This is a genomic window from Flavobacterium sp. FlaQc-30, from assembly GCF_044005885.1.
Lineage (GTDB): Bacteria > Bacteroidota > Bacteroidia > Flavobacteriales > Flavobacteriaceae > Flavobacterium.
This window is the reverse complement of the sequence record NZ_JBIPCO010000001.1, coordinates 900,382-915,743: the sequence shown is the minus strand read 5'-3', so window position 1 is coordinate 915,743 and position 15,362 is coordinate 900,382. Positions and strand designations below refer to the sequence as shown.

The 15,362-nt window shown below is 32.2% G+C and carries 15 protein-coding genes; 7 read left to right on the top strand and 8 right to left on the bottom strand.

What is annotated here, in order from left to right:
* Positions 1–142 precede the first annotated feature (142 nt).
* Complete coding sequence (locus ACHRV0_RS04015; RefSeq protein ID WP_395439980.1) at positions 143–499, bottom strand: hypothetical protein; 357 nt, start codon at positions 497–499, stop codon at positions 143–145.
* Between the two features lie 264 nt (positions 500–763).
* Here ACHRV0_RS04015 and ACHRV0_RS04010 point away from each other — a divergent pair, with 264 nt between their 5' ends.
* The 5 genes from ACHRV0_RS04010 to ACHRV0_RS03990 all read left to right on the top strand — a co-directional run bounded on the left by ACHRV0_RS04010 (position 764) and on the right by ACHRV0_RS03990 (position 6,096).
* A complete protein-coding gene (locus ACHRV0_RS04010) occupies positions 764–1,309 on the top strand; it encodes a CvpA family protein (protein WP_395439979.1) in 546 nt (181 codons plus the stop codon).
* Positions 1,310–1,449: 140 nt separating this feature from the next.
* Entirely contained in the window at positions 1,450–2,166 is a 717-nt protein-coding gene (locus tag ACHRV0_RS04005) for an NUDIX domain-containing protein (protein WP_129026246.1), read from the top strand.
* Positions 2,167–2,329: 163 nt separating this feature from the next.
* Positions 2,330–4,126 carry a translation elongation factor 4 gene (gene lepA / locus ACHRV0_RS04000; RefSeq protein WP_129026244.1) on the top strand — a complete coding sequence of 599 codons (1,797 nt, stop codon included), beginning with the start codon at positions 2,330–2,332 and terminating at the stop codon, positions 4,124–4,126.
* Positions 4,127–4,409: 283 nt separating this feature from the next.
* Complete coding sequence (locus tag ACHRV0_RS03995) at positions 4,410–5,024, top strand: outer membrane beta-barrel protein (RefSeq protein WP_395439978.1); 615 nt, start codon at positions 4,410–4,412, stop codon at positions 5,022–5,024.
* A gap of 112 nt (positions 5,025–5,136) precedes the next feature.
* Positions 5,137–6,096, top strand: a complete 960-nt coding sequence (locus tag ACHRV0_RS03990; protein WP_395439977.1) for a helix-turn-helix transcriptional regulator — start codon at positions 5,137–5,139, stop codon at positions 6,094–6,096.
* 41 nt (positions 6,097–6,137) lie between these two features.
* Here ACHRV0_RS03990 and ACHRV0_RS03985 read toward each other — a convergent pair whose 3' ends face one another.
* Both ACHRV0_RS03985 and ACHRV0_RS03980 read right to left on the bottom strand, forming a co-directional pair.
* Positions 6,138–6,635, bottom strand: coding sequence for a DinB family protein (locus ACHRV0_RS03985; RefSeq protein ID WP_395439976.1), 498 nt, complete (start codon positions 6,633–6,635; stop codon positions 6,138–6,140).
* A 49-nt stretch (positions 6,636–6,684) separates the two neighbouring features.
* A complete protein-coding gene (locus tag ACHRV0_RS03980; protein ID WP_129023685.1) occupies positions 6,685–7,164 on the bottom strand; it encodes a DinB family protein in 480 nt (159 codons plus the stop codon).
* Positions 7,165–7,463: 299 nt separating this feature from the next.
* Here ACHRV0_RS03980 and thiL point away from each other — a divergent pair, with 299 nt between their 5' ends.
* On the top strand, positions 7,464–8,510 hold the full coding sequence (thiL, locus tag ACHRV0_RS03975) for a thiamine-phosphate kinase (protein ID WP_395439975.1): 1,047 nt from the start codon (positions 7,464–7,466) through the stop codon (positions 8,508–8,510).
* An 86-nt stretch (positions 8,511–8,596) separates the two neighbouring features.
* Here thiL and ACHRV0_RS03970 read toward each other — a convergent pair whose 3' ends face one another.
* The 5 genes from ACHRV0_RS03970 to ACHRV0_RS03950 form a co-directional block, all read right to left on the bottom strand.
* Positions 8,597–9,295 carry a response regulator transcription factor gene (locus ACHRV0_RS03970; protein ID WP_395439974.1) on the bottom strand — a complete coding sequence of 233 codons (699 nt, stop codon included), beginning with the start codon at positions 9,293–9,295 and terminating at the stop codon, positions 8,597–8,599.
* The gene (locus ACHRV0_RS03965; protein WP_395439973.1) at positions 9,285–11,297 is read right to left on the bottom strand and encodes an ATP-binding protein; all 2,013 of its coding nucleotides are present in this window, start codon (positions 11,295–11,297) and stop codon (positions 9,285–9,287) included. The genes ACHRV0_RS03970 and ACHRV0_RS03965 overlap by 11 nt, the downstream gene beginning before the upstream one ends.
* Before the next feature lie 143 nt (positions 11,298–11,440).
* Positions 11,441–11,758, bottom strand: a complete 318-nt coding sequence (locus ACHRV0_RS03960; RefSeq protein ID WP_089053344.1) for a hypothetical protein — start codon at positions 11,756–11,758, stop codon at positions 11,441–11,443.
* Positions 11,759–11,933: 175 nt separating this feature from the next.
* Positions 11,934–12,743, bottom strand: a complete 810-nt coding sequence (locus ACHRV0_RS03955; RefSeq protein WP_395439972.1) for a LytR/AlgR family response regulator transcription factor — start codon at positions 12,741–12,743, stop codon at positions 11,934–11,936.
* Positions 12,744–13,028: 285 nt separating this feature from the next.
* Positions 13,029–14,570 carry a glycine--tRNA ligase gene (locus ACHRV0_RS03950; RefSeq protein WP_129023690.1) on the bottom strand — a complete coding sequence of 514 codons (1,542 nt, stop codon included), beginning with the start codon at positions 14,568–14,570 and terminating at the stop codon, positions 13,029–13,031.
* Between the two features lie 161 nt (positions 14,571–14,731).
* On the opposite strand from ACHRV0_RS03950, the gene ACHRV0_RS03945 reads away from it, so the two are divergent.
* On the top strand, positions 14,732–15,352 hold the full coding sequence (locus ACHRV0_RS03945; RefSeq protein ID WP_395440133.1) for a ComF family protein: 621 nt from the start codon (positions 14,732–14,734) through the stop codon (positions 15,350–15,352).
* The last annotated feature ends 10 nt before the right edge of the window (positions 15,353–15,362 follow it).

Sequence of the window (15,362 nt, the reverse complement as noted above, 5' to 3'; positions counted from 1 at the left end):
CTTCAATAATTGAGAATACAAATTTAGTAAAAAAGTGAGATGTTAAGAGTGAGATGTTTGAAGTATTTTCCAAACTTCTGTCATAATTTCAAACTAAAATATAAAATCTACATTCTAATCCCGAAGCATCGGGATAAATTTTCTATTCTATTACTTCTCTTTCTAAAAAATAATTAACGATTGCTTCTTTCATTAAAACTGATTGTTCACCAGCTTTTAAAGCCGGTAATTGTTCTTTTACTGTATAATGCGGCCAGCCCTCGCCATCAAAAAAATCAAATTCATAAAACCCATAAGGCTCCAATAATCTGCAGATTGCAATGTGCATCAAATTTAATTTTTCATCTTTCTTGAACTCTCGATGAACTTTTCCGAGTTCCTGAACCCCAATTAAATAAATAATTGCATCTAAATCTAGGTCTTCGCCTTGCGAAAATTGATTTGAAAGTATATCGACGAGCTTTTCCCAACGCTCTTTTAATTGTGTATCTCTTGACATTTTATTTATGATTTTAGATCTTAGATCTCAGATTGCTGATTTAAAAAATCTAAAATCTGCAATCTGAATTCTAAAATTAGAGTTGCAAAGATAAGAACTTCAAATCCAAAGACCTCAAAAAACGAAAACTTCCGTTTTACGGGATCAAAATGTCAAGAATGTCTATGGATTTTGAAAATTAAAAACTTTACTCCTTTAAAGCTTTGCTCCTTTGAACCTAAAAAAAAGATCTATATTTGCACCTTTATTAAATCCACAGAAAACATGAGTTTTTTTGATATTATTGTTGGTGCACTTTTAGGTTTTAGCTTATACAAAGGCATTAAAAATGGGCTTTTTGTAGAAGTTGCCTCTTTTATTTCGTTGTTGTTAGGAATTTATTTAGCGATTAAATTTTCTTCTTTAATGAAAGATATAATCAGCAAACATGTGTCGTGGAATCCAAGCACAATTCAAATTACAGCTTTTATACTAACTTTTGTTTTAGTTGTAATTGGTGTTTATTTTTTAGCCAAAATCCTTACGGGAATTGCTGATTTTGCTTTTTTAGGATGGGCAAATAAATTAGGCGGAGGTTTTTTTAGGGTTTTAAAATCAATTCTTATTTTAAGTATTTTTATTGCCTTGTTTGAAAAAATTAATTTCAATAATACTTTCGCTAAAAAAGAAACTCTGGATAACTCTATTTTTTATAATCCGGTAAAAAAAGTGGCCGCTTTTGTGTATCCTTCAATCGAAAAATGGTACGAGAATTTTAAAGACAATCAGTCAGAGAATTCCTCAAAAAACAGCAATACATCACCACAGTAATCTGCTTACCGCTTTAAGTTTCTTTTTCTCCTTCTCTTAAATCATTGATTTACATATTTTTAAATTATTAAAAATATTAAATGATCAACAAGAAGAGTTATGCATTTTATTTATTTAATTTGTAAAAATTTACTTCGCAAATGAATAAAAAAGTCGAAACCTGCTCTGTTCCAAAAAGTGAACAAAATGCAATGAAAGCGATTACAATTGACTGTGTTGTGTTTGGTTTTGAAGAAGGAAGTCTAGAAGTGCTATTAGTGCAGCATGCTGAAGGAATCAGCAAAGGAAAATGGGGACTTCCGGGCGGATGGATTAATAAAAACGAAAGCACTGATACTGCTGCTCAACGTTTATTGAGTGAACTTACAGGTCTTGATAACATCTATTTGGAACAGTTAAAAGTGTTTAGCGATCCAGATCGTTTTCCGCTTCGGCGGGTTATTACTATAGGATATTATGCTCTTGTAAAAAGAGAAGATTATAATATTAAAGTTGGTTTCACCGCATCTGATGCAAAATGGTACAAAATAAACAACATTCCTGATTTAATCTACGATCATAACGAAATCCTATCTTACAGTTTACAGCACCTTCGCAGCAGAGTTCGCCATGCTCCTATTGGTTTCAATCTTCTTCCTGAAAAATTTACTTTACTGCAGTTGATGCATCTTTATGAAGAAATTCTTGGTGTTGCATTAGAAAAATCAAATTTTAGAAGAAAAATTCTTCATATGAAACTACTGCTTGAACTGGATGAAAAAGAACAAGATGTTTCGCATAGAGCTGCAAAACTTTATAAGTTTGATGACGAAATCTACAAGAAATTAACTCAAAAAGGGTTTAATTTTGAATTTTAAAGCACTTTTTAAATCTTAGCTTTTAACTATCGGGCTTCTGAATTCCAGAATCCAAAACTTTGCGCTATCTTTGCGGCTTAGTAACATACGCTAAAGCAATTGTTAGAGCGCAATTTACATTAAAAGAAATACTTAAACTCGATTAGAGAACTTATATATTACAATGAAGAAGATTCGTAATTTTTGCATTATTGCACACATTGACCACGGTAAAAGCACACTGGCAGATAGATTATTGGGTGCTACTCAAACCGTTACAGCCCGTGAAGAAAAAGCTCAATTGCTTGACAACATGGATCTGGAGCGTGAACGTGGTATTACCATAAAAAGTCACGCTATTCAAATGGAATACACTTACAAAGGTGAGGAATACATTTTGAATTTAATTGACACTCCTGGACACGTTGATTTCTCATACGAAGTTTCACGTTCAATTGCTGCCTGCGAAGGTGCACTTTTAATTGTTGATGCTGCGCAAAGTATTCAAGCACAAACTATTTCTAATTTATACTTAGCATTAGAAAATGACTTAGAAATTATTCCGGTTTTAAACAAAGTAGATTTACCAAGTGCAAATCCTGAAGAAGTGAGCGATGATATTATCGATTTGCTGGGATGTAAATTGGAAGATATTATTCATGCTTCTGGAAAAACAGGTTTTGGTGTTGAAAATATCTTAGCTGCAATTATCGAAAAAATTCCAGCTCCAAAAGGAAATCCTGAAGAACCTTTACAAGCTTTGATTTTTGACTCGGTTTACAATCCATTTCGTGGAATCGAAGTTATTTTTAGAGTTGTAAATGGTGAAATTAAAAAAGGACAAAAAATTAAATTCATGGCTACTGGCAATGAATATTTTGCGGACGAAATTGGAACTTTAAAATTAAATCAAGTTCCTAAAAATGTGGTTTCTGCTGGAGATGTTGGTTATTTGATTTCAGGAATTAAAGAAGCACGCGAAGTAAAAGTAGGTGATACTATTACAGATGCAAAAGTGCCTACAACAAATATGATTACTGGTTTTGAGGACGTAAAACCAATGGTATTTGCGGGAATTTATCCTGTTGATACTGAAGATTATGAAGATTTACGTTCTTCTATGGAAAAATTACAGCTAAACGATGCTTCGTTAGTATTTACTCCCGAAAGTTCTGCAGCGTTAGGATTTGGTTTCCGTTGCGGATTCTTAGGAATGCTTCACATGGAAATTATTCAGGAACGTTTAGAGCGTGAGTTCGATATGACTGTAATTACTACTGTTCCTAACGTTTCGTATCTGGCTTATACTAAAAAAGAACCAGAAAAAGCTTTAATTGTAAACAATCCGTCAGACTTGCCGGAACCTTCAAAACTAGACAGAGTTGAAGAACCATACATCAAAGCAACTATTATTACAAAATCTGATTTCGTAGGTAACGTAATGAGTTTATGTATTGAGAAACGTGGTGTAATTACCAATCAAACGTATTTAACTACAGAACGTGTTGAATTGAATTTTGATATGCCTTTGGCGGAAATCGTATTTGATTTTTACGATCGTTTAAAAACAGTTTCTAAAGGTTATGCTTCTTTTGATTATTCTCCTATTGGAATGAGAACTTCAAAATTGGTAAAACTGGATGTACTTTTAAATGCACAAACAGTTGATGCTCTTTCTGCTTTAATTCACGAAGATAACGCTTACAATATTGGTAAAAAAATGACCGAAAAATTACGTGAGCTGATTCCAAGACAACAGTTTGATATTCCAATTCAGGCTGCGATTGGAGCTAAAATCATCGCTCGTGAAACGATTAAAGCGCTTCGTAAAGACGTTACCGCAAAATGTTACGGTGGAGATATTTCGCGTAAGCGTAAACTTCTTGAAAAACAGAAAAAAGGTAAAAAACGTATGCGTCAAGTAGGAAACGTTGAGATTCCACAAGAAGCGTTTATGGCTGTTTTGAAATTGAATGACTAGATTTTTATTTAGAAAAAAGAATAAAGAGAATAGAATATAGATAGAAACCCGATGACTTATGTTATCGGGTTTTTCTTTTATACCAAAGTCACTATTAAAAACTAGTAATCAATTCATTACAAAAAAATCAATTAAATTCAATCCAAATAAACATATGTAAAAAGCTACAAAAACAAAAATATTAACACCCTTCGCAGAATTTTGATGCAGTTCGTCGAAATTAACACAGAATTTAACACAAAAATTATAACTTGTAATCTTACAACTTTAAAACCAGATAATTATGAAAACTAAATTTTTTATTATTTTATCGATGTTAACTTTCTCATTTGTTAATGCTCAACAAGAAGAAGTAGAGTCTGAAATGAAAACTGCAAAAGGAATCACTTTTGCGCATGGGGATATGTTTATAGAAGGTTCTATACAAATTAGCACTGGCGGCGACCAGGATTACTATGCTTTCAATCCTAAATTTGGATACTTTCTTAATAACAAATTTGCTGTTGGAGGTCAATTAAATTATTCAAGTAACAAATATGAATCAACAAATACTAAAACAAACATCTTTGGTATTGGAGGATTCGCAAGATATTATGTGCTTGAATTAGATAAAAAACGTTTCAAAGCATATGGTGAAGCCGGTCTTGGCTATGGCCGAAACAAAGTTGAAACAACTGCAGGTTCTAACGACAGCAACAGTCTTACTGCCAATATTAATGTTGGTTTAAACTATTTTTTAACCAAAAATATTGCGGTTACATTTACTCTTGCTAACATTTTATCTTACAATAGTGTTTCTCCAGAAAATGGTCCTTCATCAGATACTTTTCAATTAAACATCAACTTATTTGAAAACATTTTTGACCAACCTAAGTTTGGACTTTTGTATAAATTTTAATTCGTTTCTACGATTTACCTATAAAAGCTGTCTCAATTTGGGACAGCTTTTTTATTTCTTTAAACATCAAACCTTTGTAACTTTGAGCCTCTTAATCTTTGAACCCAAAAAAATGCTCGACGAAACTCCTAAAAGATTTGACCGAATTGTGGCTATCCTAATTCAATTACAATCAAAAAAGATTGTAAAAGCACAAGAATTGGCAGATCGATTTGATGTGAGTTTGCGAACTATTTATAGAGACATTAGAACTCTTGAAGCGTCTGGAGTTCCAATCTACAGTGAAGCTGGCGTAGGCTACGCTTTAATGGAAGGCTACAGACTTCCGCCGGTTATGTTTACGCGCGAAGAAGTAAGCAGTTTTATTGCTGCCGAAAAACTAATGCAAAAGTTTACTGATCCTGCTCTTGGAAATCATTACGCATCGGCAATGTACAAGCTGAAATCGGTTCTACGAAGTACTGATAAGGACTGGCTTTCTAATATTGAATCTAAAGTTGTAATGCAAACTGCAGAACCAATGTTTAATGATAATTCTCCAAATACTTTAGCGGTTCTTTTTGAAAGTATTGCTGAGAAAAAACAAATCCTGCTTTCATACAAAACTTTTGAAAGTGATGAAACTAATGAACGAAATATTGAACCTGTCGGCGTTTTTCACGATCATAATAATTGGTATTTTTTAGGCTATTGCCATTTGCGAAAGGATTATCGCCAATTTAGAACGGACAGAATTCAAAAAATTCAGAAAACGGACTCTAATTTTACGATCGAACATAATTCGCTTGATGCATATTTAACTAAAAACGAAACTATCCCAACTACAAAAGTCAGAATCTTAATTGACAAAAAAATATCCCGCTATTTAGGAACTGAAAAAAAATATCACGGCTTTATTTCAGAAAAAGAAGTGGATGGAAAAATCGAAATGACGTTTATGTGCAAGGATATTGAAAGTGGTTTTCCGCGCTGGTTTTTAATGTTTGGTGATTATGCCGAAATCCTAGAACCTGAAAGACTAAAAACAAGAGCTTTAGAATTATTAGAAATTAACAGACTAAGACTTTTATAAAAAAAACTCCTGAGAGAAATCTTCAGGAGTTTTTTTTTGATTTATTTCTGTTTAACAACGTTATAAAAATTATAATCTGTATTTGAAGCATCAGTAATTCCTATATTCCGTCCCATTGTAACAATCTGCCCTCTGTGATAAGTACCATGATTGATAACCTGAAGTAAATAATCAGAGATTGGAAGTTCGCACTCAAACCAAGGATTACTAATTTTAACTTCTTTAACCAAATCTTCTTCAGACAATGAATGGATAATGTCTTTCAGCTTTGCAGATGAATTTAATAGTCCCGCAAATATTTCCTCTTTCGACAATTCATTTTCTGCTTTCTTTTCTATTGGAGAAGTTTCAGAAATGATCGAAAACCAATATTCTTCTGTAGACCAGATATGATCCAATGTTTTCATAATATTTGAAAAACTAGAAGGAACTTCTGCATAAAGCAATTCATCAGATTTCGGCGAAAGCCAATTCACAAATTGTTGATTTACCCATAAATTATAATCTGCATAATTAGACATTATCTTTTTTAAACTCATAGCTGTTAATTTAGATTTTTAAAGTTAAACGAATTAAAAAGTAATCTGATTATCTTTCCCAGAAAAATGGAGGCTCAATATTTAAAGCTCGCAAATAAACGTAACCTTGCCCACGGTGATGCACTTCATTATCAATAAAATACAAAATATTCTGGATAATTGGAAATTCATATTGTCCAAATAGATTAAAGTTTTGATTAAAATCTTCTATCGACAATTTCTCCCAATATTTATTAATTTCCTCTGTTGCCTCGTCCCATTTTTCAAGATACTGTGCTTTAAAAATCAATTTTTCTGTTCCTTCTGTGTAAGGCTGAACGTCACGATTAACAATTGATTTAAGTGCTGGTGCAGCAATAGCTAAAAGTTCATCGGCTAATTTTGCAAAAGGACGCATACCTCCGATCGAGAATTCAAAAAAATCTTTTTCAGGAAAAGCCTCAATCACATGACGTGTAAGTGCGCGATGTCCTTGCCAATGTTTCAATAATTCTTCTGAAGTAATTACTTGTGCTTCTAATGTTTTCATGATTTTAGTGTTTAATATTTCTATACTTCAAAAGTAAAATGAGCCAGTGACAACAGTTTGTCAGCAGTAAAAAACAATTTTTAAATTATTTTTTTATCTAATTATAGAGATGTCCTTTAGTACATACAACATACCAGAGATCTACACGTAATTTGTACAGTAATGAGACGCACTGCCGTGCGCCTCTACAGTATAAACATGCTAGAAAAAAACTTAGAACCTTAGCCTCTCAGAATCTTAGTGTCTTTAGAAAAAACCTTTGTACCTTTGCACCTTACAAACTTTGGAACTTAAAAAAAATGATCGAAGATAAAAATCCTCAACGTACCAGTATAGCGCAATTAGGCGAGTTTGGTCTAATTGAACACTTAACCAAGAACTTTGATGTTACTCAAGAATCTACTTTAAAAAGTATAGGCGATGATGCTGCTGTTCTTGATTTCAAAGCTAAAAAGGTGGTCGTTTCTACAGATTTATTAATAGAAGGTGTGCATTTTGATTTGGCTTATATGCCTTTAAAGCATTTAGGATACAAAGCTGTTGTGGTAAATATATCTGATATTTGCGCCATGAATGCTAAACCAACGCAAATAACTGTTTCTGTAGCCGTTTCTAATCGTTTTCCACTAGAAGCCTTAGAAGAATTATTTGAAGGGATTACGCATGCCGCAAAAGAATATAAAGTAGACGTTATTGGTGGTGACACTACCTCATCGCAAAAAGGATTAATTATTAGTATAACGGCTATTGGAGAGGCTGATGAAGATGAAATCGTTTATCGTAATGGCGCTAAGCAAACTGACTTATTAGTTGTAACCGGCGATATTGGTGCAGCATATATGGGATTGCAGGTTTTGGAACGTGAAAAACAGGTTTTCCAGGTTAACCCGAACAGTCAGCCAGATTTAGACCCTTATACTTATTTGGTCGAAAGACAACTAAAACCTGAAGCACGCAAAGATGTTCGAACTCTTTTGCATGCGCTTGAAATAAAACCAACTTCGATGATTGACATTTCTGACGGCTTATCTTCAGAGATTATTCACATCTGCAAACAATCTAAAGTGGGTTGTAATTTATATGAAGATAAACTTCCTCTAGATCCGCAATTTATTTCGACTTGTGAAGAGTTTAATATTGACAGCACTACTGTTGCGATTAATGGCGGTGAAGATTATGAACTTCTTTTTACAATAGATATTAATGATTTTGATAAGATAAAAGGAAATCCAAACTTTTCAATTATTGGTCATATGGCTGATGAAAGCGAAGGAATTCATTTGGTAACTCGCGCTAATACGAAAATTGCCTTAAAAGCACGTGGCTGGGATGCTTTGAGTGAATAAATTTTAAAAAATCAAATAAAAAATTCCAAATTCTAATGTGTTTTAAGCCATTGGAATTTGGAATTTTTTGTTTCGAAATTTTATTTTTAGAAGAGTCCTTTGCTCTTTGCTTCTTTTACTAAATCATCATTTGAACCTGATTTTACTTTCAGCAGTTCCATTAAAGCAATCCTGCGTCTTTGAATTTCATTTAAAGAAATAGCAATATAATGGGGCATTTCAGAAAGTTCTGTTCCTTTTGAAAAGTGAAATAAAATCTGCTTATCAAACTCATCAATTTCTATAGAATTGTGCGGTGATTGATTTAGCATTTTTACAACTGATTGGCTATAATACTTTTCACATTTCATTACTTTATCAAACGCAAAAAGCAATTCATCAAAAGTTAAATCATTTTTTATAACTAATCCATTCGGATTAATTGTCCTGATAATGGTTTTGATTTTCAGCAATTCTGTGTACATCGTAAGCAAAACGATTTTACAATGCGGCATTTTTTTAATGATCAATTTTGCCAGATCTTCGCCAGAAAAAAGATCTTTTTCTTCATAAGCCGGCATACTGATATCTAAAAAAGCAATGTCAAACTGAGGTGTATGATCATCTTGCAATAACTCGTAAGCTGATTTACAATCGTAGGCTTGTGCAATTACAAACTCATATTCTTTGGGGTTATATCGAGTTATTGCATTCTTATATCCTTCAATAATAAAAGGATGATCATCGACAATTAATATATTGGGTTTTATTAATTCCGAAATTGGGGCATTGCTATCAGATGTCATTTTTATGTAGGTTAATTTTTTGATCTATCGGAACTTTAACAACTAGAAGTGTTCCTTCTCCTTTGGCAGATTTTATGGCGACTGTACCCTTGCATTCTGCGGCCCTATATTCTATATTATGCAAACCAATACCCTTTTTTTTACGTTTGGTATTAAATCCAACTCCATCATCCATAATTGACAATATAAGATAATCTATTTCGCTTTTAAACTCGACTTTTATGGTTTCTGCATCTGCATACTTATTACAATTTTGAAGTGCTTCTTGAACAATTCTATACAAATTAATTTTAACCGTATTGTTTACAAGCTCCCATTTTATTTGAGAATCAAAAAAAGTAACCAATTTAGAATCGTATGTATTTCTTTGATTTTCAATTAGTTTATTCAAAATTAAAACAAAATTATTGACTAGTTCTGATTTCTCTCGATTTAAATCGTGCGATATTTCTCGAATATCTTCTTCAATACTTTTTAACTCAGCCAAATATTTTTTTCGTTTCGGCGCCGCAAGGCTTTCGTCTACTTTATCTAAACTATCCAAACTAATTCGAATTCCAAACATACGTCCTAAAACACCATCATGCAATTCCTGAGCAACATTTTTCTTTTCTCGAATTCGAGTTGCTTCTATCTCATTTTGCTGCGAAATCATCAGATTATAAATGTCTTCATTTGCCACCTGCTGCTGCTGTTTAAAAAGCAGTTCTCTATTTCTTGCCTGCTGGGTTTTATAAACATAAAAAAACAAACCTAGCAATGTACAAATACTAAAAACATACACCAGGGTTTTGTTTTTTTCTTGCAAGTTCGAGTTCTGGTCTTTTATTTCATTTGTTTCATATTCGATACGAGAGAATTTTTCTCCCATTTTTCGTTCTGCTTTCAGCATTTTATCATTCAACCTGATATATTCCTTTGAATAAACCGACGCATTGGCAGGATCAACAACAGCCAATTGTTTAAGTGCATCTAACGTACTAATCAATTTTGTTGTGCCTCGGGATGAATTTAACGCTTGTTTTGCAAATTGAACGGCTCTTAAAGTATCTTTTTTTAAAGCAAAGTATTCAGACAAATGTATTTTACTAGAAACTACTCCTGATGTAAGACCTAAACTATCTCTAATTTTTAATGATTTATAAAACAAATCCGGCAAGTTGTCAAATTCTTTTAATTTGAATTTAGAATAACCTAAATTATCAAGTAAAATGGCATATAGACTTACCCTGTCTTTAAAAAGGTTTTCTTGGTTTAAACCTTTTTCAAAAAAACCTTTTGCTTCTTTGTAATTATTCCAATTTAAATATATAAAACCAATATTATTTAATGAAGCCGCCTTGTATTGAAACAATGTTGGTATTGATTTATCTTCCAAAGTCTTTAAAGCCTTGTTTTGAAACTCTAAAGCTTTTGTATATTCTCCTCTTTCATTGTACAATACTCCTAATAAATTGTAACTTTCATAATACAACTCATTTACGTTTTGCTGTTTTTTTAAACTGCTTAAGGCTTTAAAAACAGCTATTTCGCTTTCAAAAAAATCCCCCTCGTTATATTGTAGACCTGCTTTGTTTAAAATTGTTTTTGACAGATTAAAATTATCATCCAACTTCTGATAAATTTTTTCTGCTTTATAGTAATGCATGAAAGCACTATCCGAAATGGCTTGAGAAGCATAATAATCTCCCAAATAGCTGTATGCTTTTGCCATATGGACAGAATCACTAGAATTAGCTGCTCTTTCTAAAATTAACTTGGTTACTTGAAGATATGATTTCCAGTCACTTATATTGTAATATCGATTGGCAACTTTAAAAAGATTTACTTTATTAAGAGAGTCATCCTGCTGATTTAGAATTACATTTAACGCTTTTTCATTGTAATTCTTTTTAATATTTAAAGGAAGCTTATCCTCATTTGCTAATGATAGATACGTAGACAAACTATCTACTGGAGGAATTGCATTTTTAGCAAATTCTGTTTTCTTGGTACATGCCATTAAAACAAAAAATAAAAGCAATATTATTTTACGTTTTCTTTTCAATTGCGATTTAGAGTTTCACCAAAAATAGTAAAACTATAGACACAAAAAAAAAGCTGTCAAAAAATTGACAGCTTTACTATATATTATTCAAAGTTTAATTAATCTAATTTTTTATCTGTTCCAATAGATTGATTAACACTTGCAAAATTTAGATGTGAATTACTTCTTACTTGATGAAAATCAGCTTTCTTTTGTCCGCCTACAGCACCAGTTCCATCTGTATCCATTAATTGTTCTCTTACTTGATGAAAATCAGCTTTCTTCTGTCCGCCTACAGCACCAGTTCCATCTGTTTCTCCATCTCTCTCTATTGTCTGATTTTGTGCCAATAGTACTGAATTTGTTTTTGGTGTTGCAAAAGAAGTTGCTACCATTACTAAAGAAAATAATCCGAAAGTTAAAGCTGTTTTTTTCATGATTTGAGGTATTAATATTTTTAAATGATTTTTTTTTGGAGTTGTTCACTTAGTGTGAATCATGATGTAAAACTAACACCGTAATCAAAAAAAATTTATACGAAAAAACAGGTTTATGGTAGATCATGCCCAATTGATAGTCAATGAGCGTCAAATCAATGTAATCGCTTAATTGTTAGACTTCTAAATAATTTCCAGCAGTAAAATCGGCAATAATTAAGTCAACATTTGATTTATAAGTTTTTGAAAAAGGGATCTTTTTCAATGAGTTTTTTATGTAACATACTGAGTGTCCGCTATGAATTCTTGCAATGTAATTTCGATTTATAATATAACTGTTATGAATTCGAATAAACGGATACACTAAAACGTTCTCGAAATGCTTTAATGTCTTAAAAGCTGTTATCATTTCACCAGAATTTAAATAAATATCTGTTGAATTATTATCGGCTTGAAAATATGCAATATCATCGGCATTTATATAACGATGATCTCCATATGATTTAATACAGATTATAAGTGGTCTATCAAATATTTGACCCGTTTTTGTATCTGAACTAATTAACGTAGAAACCTCTTGTTTAAAAACTTTTAAGTTTAGATCTTCGGTTATTTTGTTCAGTTTCAAAACTGTTTTCAACAAGTCTACGGGTATTATTGGTTTTATTAAATAATCAAACACGCCAAATTTAATCGCATTAAAAGCTTGTTCTGTTTTTAATGTGGTAATAACAATGTGAGGAATTGTATCTAAAAACCTGTGCAATTCATTAATAAAAGCAAGCGATAAATTACTTGAACTATCCTGGGGTTCAATTTCCAGAAAAACAATTGACGGCTTATATTCTAAAACCAAATTTAAACCATCTTGATAATTAGAAGCTGAAGCCGCAAAGGACAACTCCGAAAAACCTTCAGCAATTGTTTTGGTTTTTGAAATACTCTCAGCATCATCATCAATAATTATATACGAATACTTATTCAAGATAGTTTATATTGCTTTTTCATTAATCCCTTCCAGTGCTTTCTATTTGAGATTAGAAAACAGTTTCATAAATACTTTAAGAAAAAATTATTATTTTTCATTTTATCCGCATTTAAAAATACGAATTTCAATATTTTAAGCATTTCATTGTTAATACATTACTTCAAAATGTTAACACATACTGATGAAATGCAAAAATATCCGATGAATTACATCATTTAAAATTAAAAAAATCCCAAACTCCTGCTAAGGAATTTGGGATTTATATTGTTCAGCATCCAAAGATTACATCTTCATCAACCAATTTTTCATTGAAACTTCGTTTTCAATAATACCTCTTAATTCAGAGATTTTTACACGATCTTGTTTCATTGTATCTCTATGACGAATCGTTACCGTTTCATCTTCGATCGTTTGATGATCTACTGTGATACAAAACGGAGTTCCAAGTGCATCTTGTCTTCTATAACGGCGTCCTACAGCATCTTTTTCATCATAAGAAACATTGAAATCCCATTTTAGATCTTCTATAATCTTTTTTGAAATTTCTGGTAAACCATCTTTTTTAACCAATGGTAAAACTGCTGCTTTTGTTGGCGCTAAAACTGCAGGTAATTTTAAAACTGTTCTTGACGAACCGTCTTCTAATGTTTCTTCTTGTAATGATGTTGCAAATACAGCCAAGAACATACGATCTAAACCAACTGAAGTTTCTACTACATACGGCACATAGTTTTCATTCAATTCTGGATCAAAATACTGTAGTTTTCTACCAGAATATTGTTCGTGTGCTTTTAAGTCAAAATCGGTACGAGAGTGAATTCCTTCTAATTCTTTAAATCCGAATGGAAAGTTAAATTCAATATCAGCAGCAGCATTTGCGTAATGTGCTAATTTCTCATGATCGTGAAAACGGTAATTATCTTTTCCTAAACCTAAAGATAAATGCCAGTTTAAACGTGTTTGTTTCCAATGTTCGTACCATTGCATTTCTTCGCCCGGACGCACAAAAAATTGCATTTCCATTTGTTCGAATTCACGCATACGGAAAATAAACTGTCTCGCAACAATTTCATTTCTAAAAGCTTTTCCAGTTTGTGCAATTCCAAAAGGAACTTTCATACGACCTGATTTCTGCACATTTAAAAAGTTAACAAAAATACCTTGCGCCGTTTCTGGACGTAAATACAAATCCATTGCAGACTCTGCAGAAGCTCCTAACTTTGTTCCGAACATTAAGTTAAACTGCTTAACTTCTGTCCAGTTTCTAGAACCCGTTTCAGGATCAGCAATTTCTAATTCTTCGATCAAAGCTTTTACATCTTCAAGATCGCCATTTCCTAAAGAACGTCCTAAACGCTCTCTAATTTCTCTTTCTTTAGCCAAATATTCAATTACTCGAGCATTTGTAGTTACAAATTCTTCTTCATTGAAAGCGTCTCCAAAGCGAGCTTTCGCTTTTTCGATTTCTTTTTTAGCTTTTAGATTAATCTTTTCAGCATAATCTTCAACTAAAACATCGGCTCTATATCTTTTTTTAGAATCTTTATTATCAATTAATGGATCATTGAAGGCATCAACGTGACCTGAAGCTTTCCAGGTAGTTGGGTGCATTAATATTGCTGCGTCTAAACCAACAATATTTTCATTCATCTGAACCATTGATTTCCACCAATATTCACGGATATTCTTTTTTAATTCGACACCATTTTGTGCGTAATCATACACTGCACTCAATCCATCGTATACTTCGCTTGACGGAAATATAAATCCGTACTCTTTTGCGTGCGAAACCACATTCTTAAATAAATCGTCTTGTTTTGCCATAGTAATGCAAAAATATAAAAAGTACTTATAAAAAAAAGAAAAATTAAAAAGATTGAAGTTCAAATTTCTTTATTTTTGTAACTAAATTCTTTCTATTTGTGTTTAAATTCATAATCGACCTCTTTTTCCCTAAAGTTTGCTCGGGATGCCGCTCTGTTTTAATGACTAACGAAACCGTTTTATGTACTCGTTGCCGTCATGAAATACCTCTAACTCAGTATTATTTAGACCCAAATAATGGAGCTGTAAAGAAATTTTTCGGTAAGATTGAAATTGAACATGCTTCGGCATTTGTGTACTTCAACAAAAAAGGAATCGTTCAGGAACTCATTCACAACTTAAAATACAAAGGCCATGAAGAAATTGGAGTAGTATTAGGAAAATGGTATGTTGAAGATTTAAAAGAACTGCAATTAAAAACACCTTTTGATATAGTTATTCCTGTGCCGCTGCATCCAAATAAATTTAAAGAGCGCGGCTATAATCAAGTTGCTTCTTTCGGGAAAGCACTTGCCGAAGGCTTAAAAATACCATATGACGATTCTGTTTTATATCGAACGAAGTATTCCAAAACGCAGTCAAAAAAGAATCTTTTAGGGCGATCCGAAAATATCGAAAATATATTTGATGTGATTTTAAAAGAAGAAAATCACAATAAGCATTTTTTAATTGTTGATGATGTACTCACAACTGGAGCAACTCTAGAGGCTTGTTCTCGTGCTTTATTAAAAATTGAAGGAGCAAAAATCAGCATTGCATGTATGGCAATGGCAAATTCTTAAAGAGAAATTC

Excerpts from the sequence above, each read along its gene's own strand:
- lepA (WP_129026244.1), top strand. The coding sequence starts at position 2,330 with ATGAAGAAGATTCGTAATTTTTGCATTATTGCACACATTGACCACGGT.
- ACHRV0_RS04015 (WP_395439980.1), bottom strand. The coding sequence starts at position 499 with ATGTCAAGAGATACACAATTAAAAGAGCGTTGGGAAAAGCTCGTCGAT.
- ACHRV0_RS04010 (WP_395439979.1), top strand. The coding sequence starts at position 764 with ATGAGTTTTTTTGATATTATTGTTGGTGCACTTTTAGGTTTTAGCTTA.
- ACHRV0_RS03960 (WP_089053344.1), bottom strand. The coding sequence starts at position 11,758 with ATGAAAAAAACAGCTTTAACTTTCGGATTATTTTCTTTAGTAATGGTA.
- ACHRV0_RS03950 (WP_129023690.1), bottom strand. The coding sequence starts at position 14,570 with ATGGCAAAACAAGACGATTTATTTAAGAATGTGGTTTCGCACGCAAAA.
- thiL (WP_395439975.1), top strand. The coding sequence starts at position 7,464 with ATGATCGAAGATAAAAATCCTCAACGTACCAGTATAGCGCAATTAGGC.
- ACHRV0_RS03985 (WP_395439976.1), bottom strand. The coding sequence starts at position 6,635 with ATGAGTTTAAAAAAGATAATGTCTAATTATGCAGATTATAATTTATGG.
- ACHRV0_RS04005 (WP_129026246.1), top strand. The coding sequence starts at position 1,450 with ATGAATAAAAAAGTCGAAACCTGCTCTGTTCCAAAAAGTGAACAAAAT.
- ACHRV0_RS03995 (WP_395439978.1), top strand. The coding sequence starts at position 4,410 with ATGAAAACTAAATTTTTTATTATTTTATCGATGTTAACTTTCTCATTT.
- ACHRV0_RS03980 (WP_129023685.1), bottom strand. The coding sequence starts at position 7,164 with ATGAAAACATTAGAAGCACAAGTAATTACTTCAGAAGAATTATTGAAA.
- ACHRV0_RS03945 (WP_395440133.1), top strand. The coding sequence starts at position 14,732 with ATGACTAACGAAACCGTTTTATGTACTCGTTGCCGTCATGAAATACCT.
- ACHRV0_RS03990 (WP_395439977.1), top strand. The coding sequence starts at position 5,137 with ATGCTCGACGAAACTCCTAAAAGATTTGACCGAATTGTGGCTATCCTA.
- ACHRV0_RS03970 (WP_395439974.1), bottom strand. The coding sequence starts at position 9,295 with ATGACATCTGATAGCAATGCCCCAATTTCGGAATTAATAAAACCCAAT.
- ACHRV0_RS03965 (WP_395439973.1), bottom strand. The coding sequence starts at position 11,297 with ATGGCATGTACCAAGAAAACAGAATTTGCTAAAAATGCAATTCCTCCA.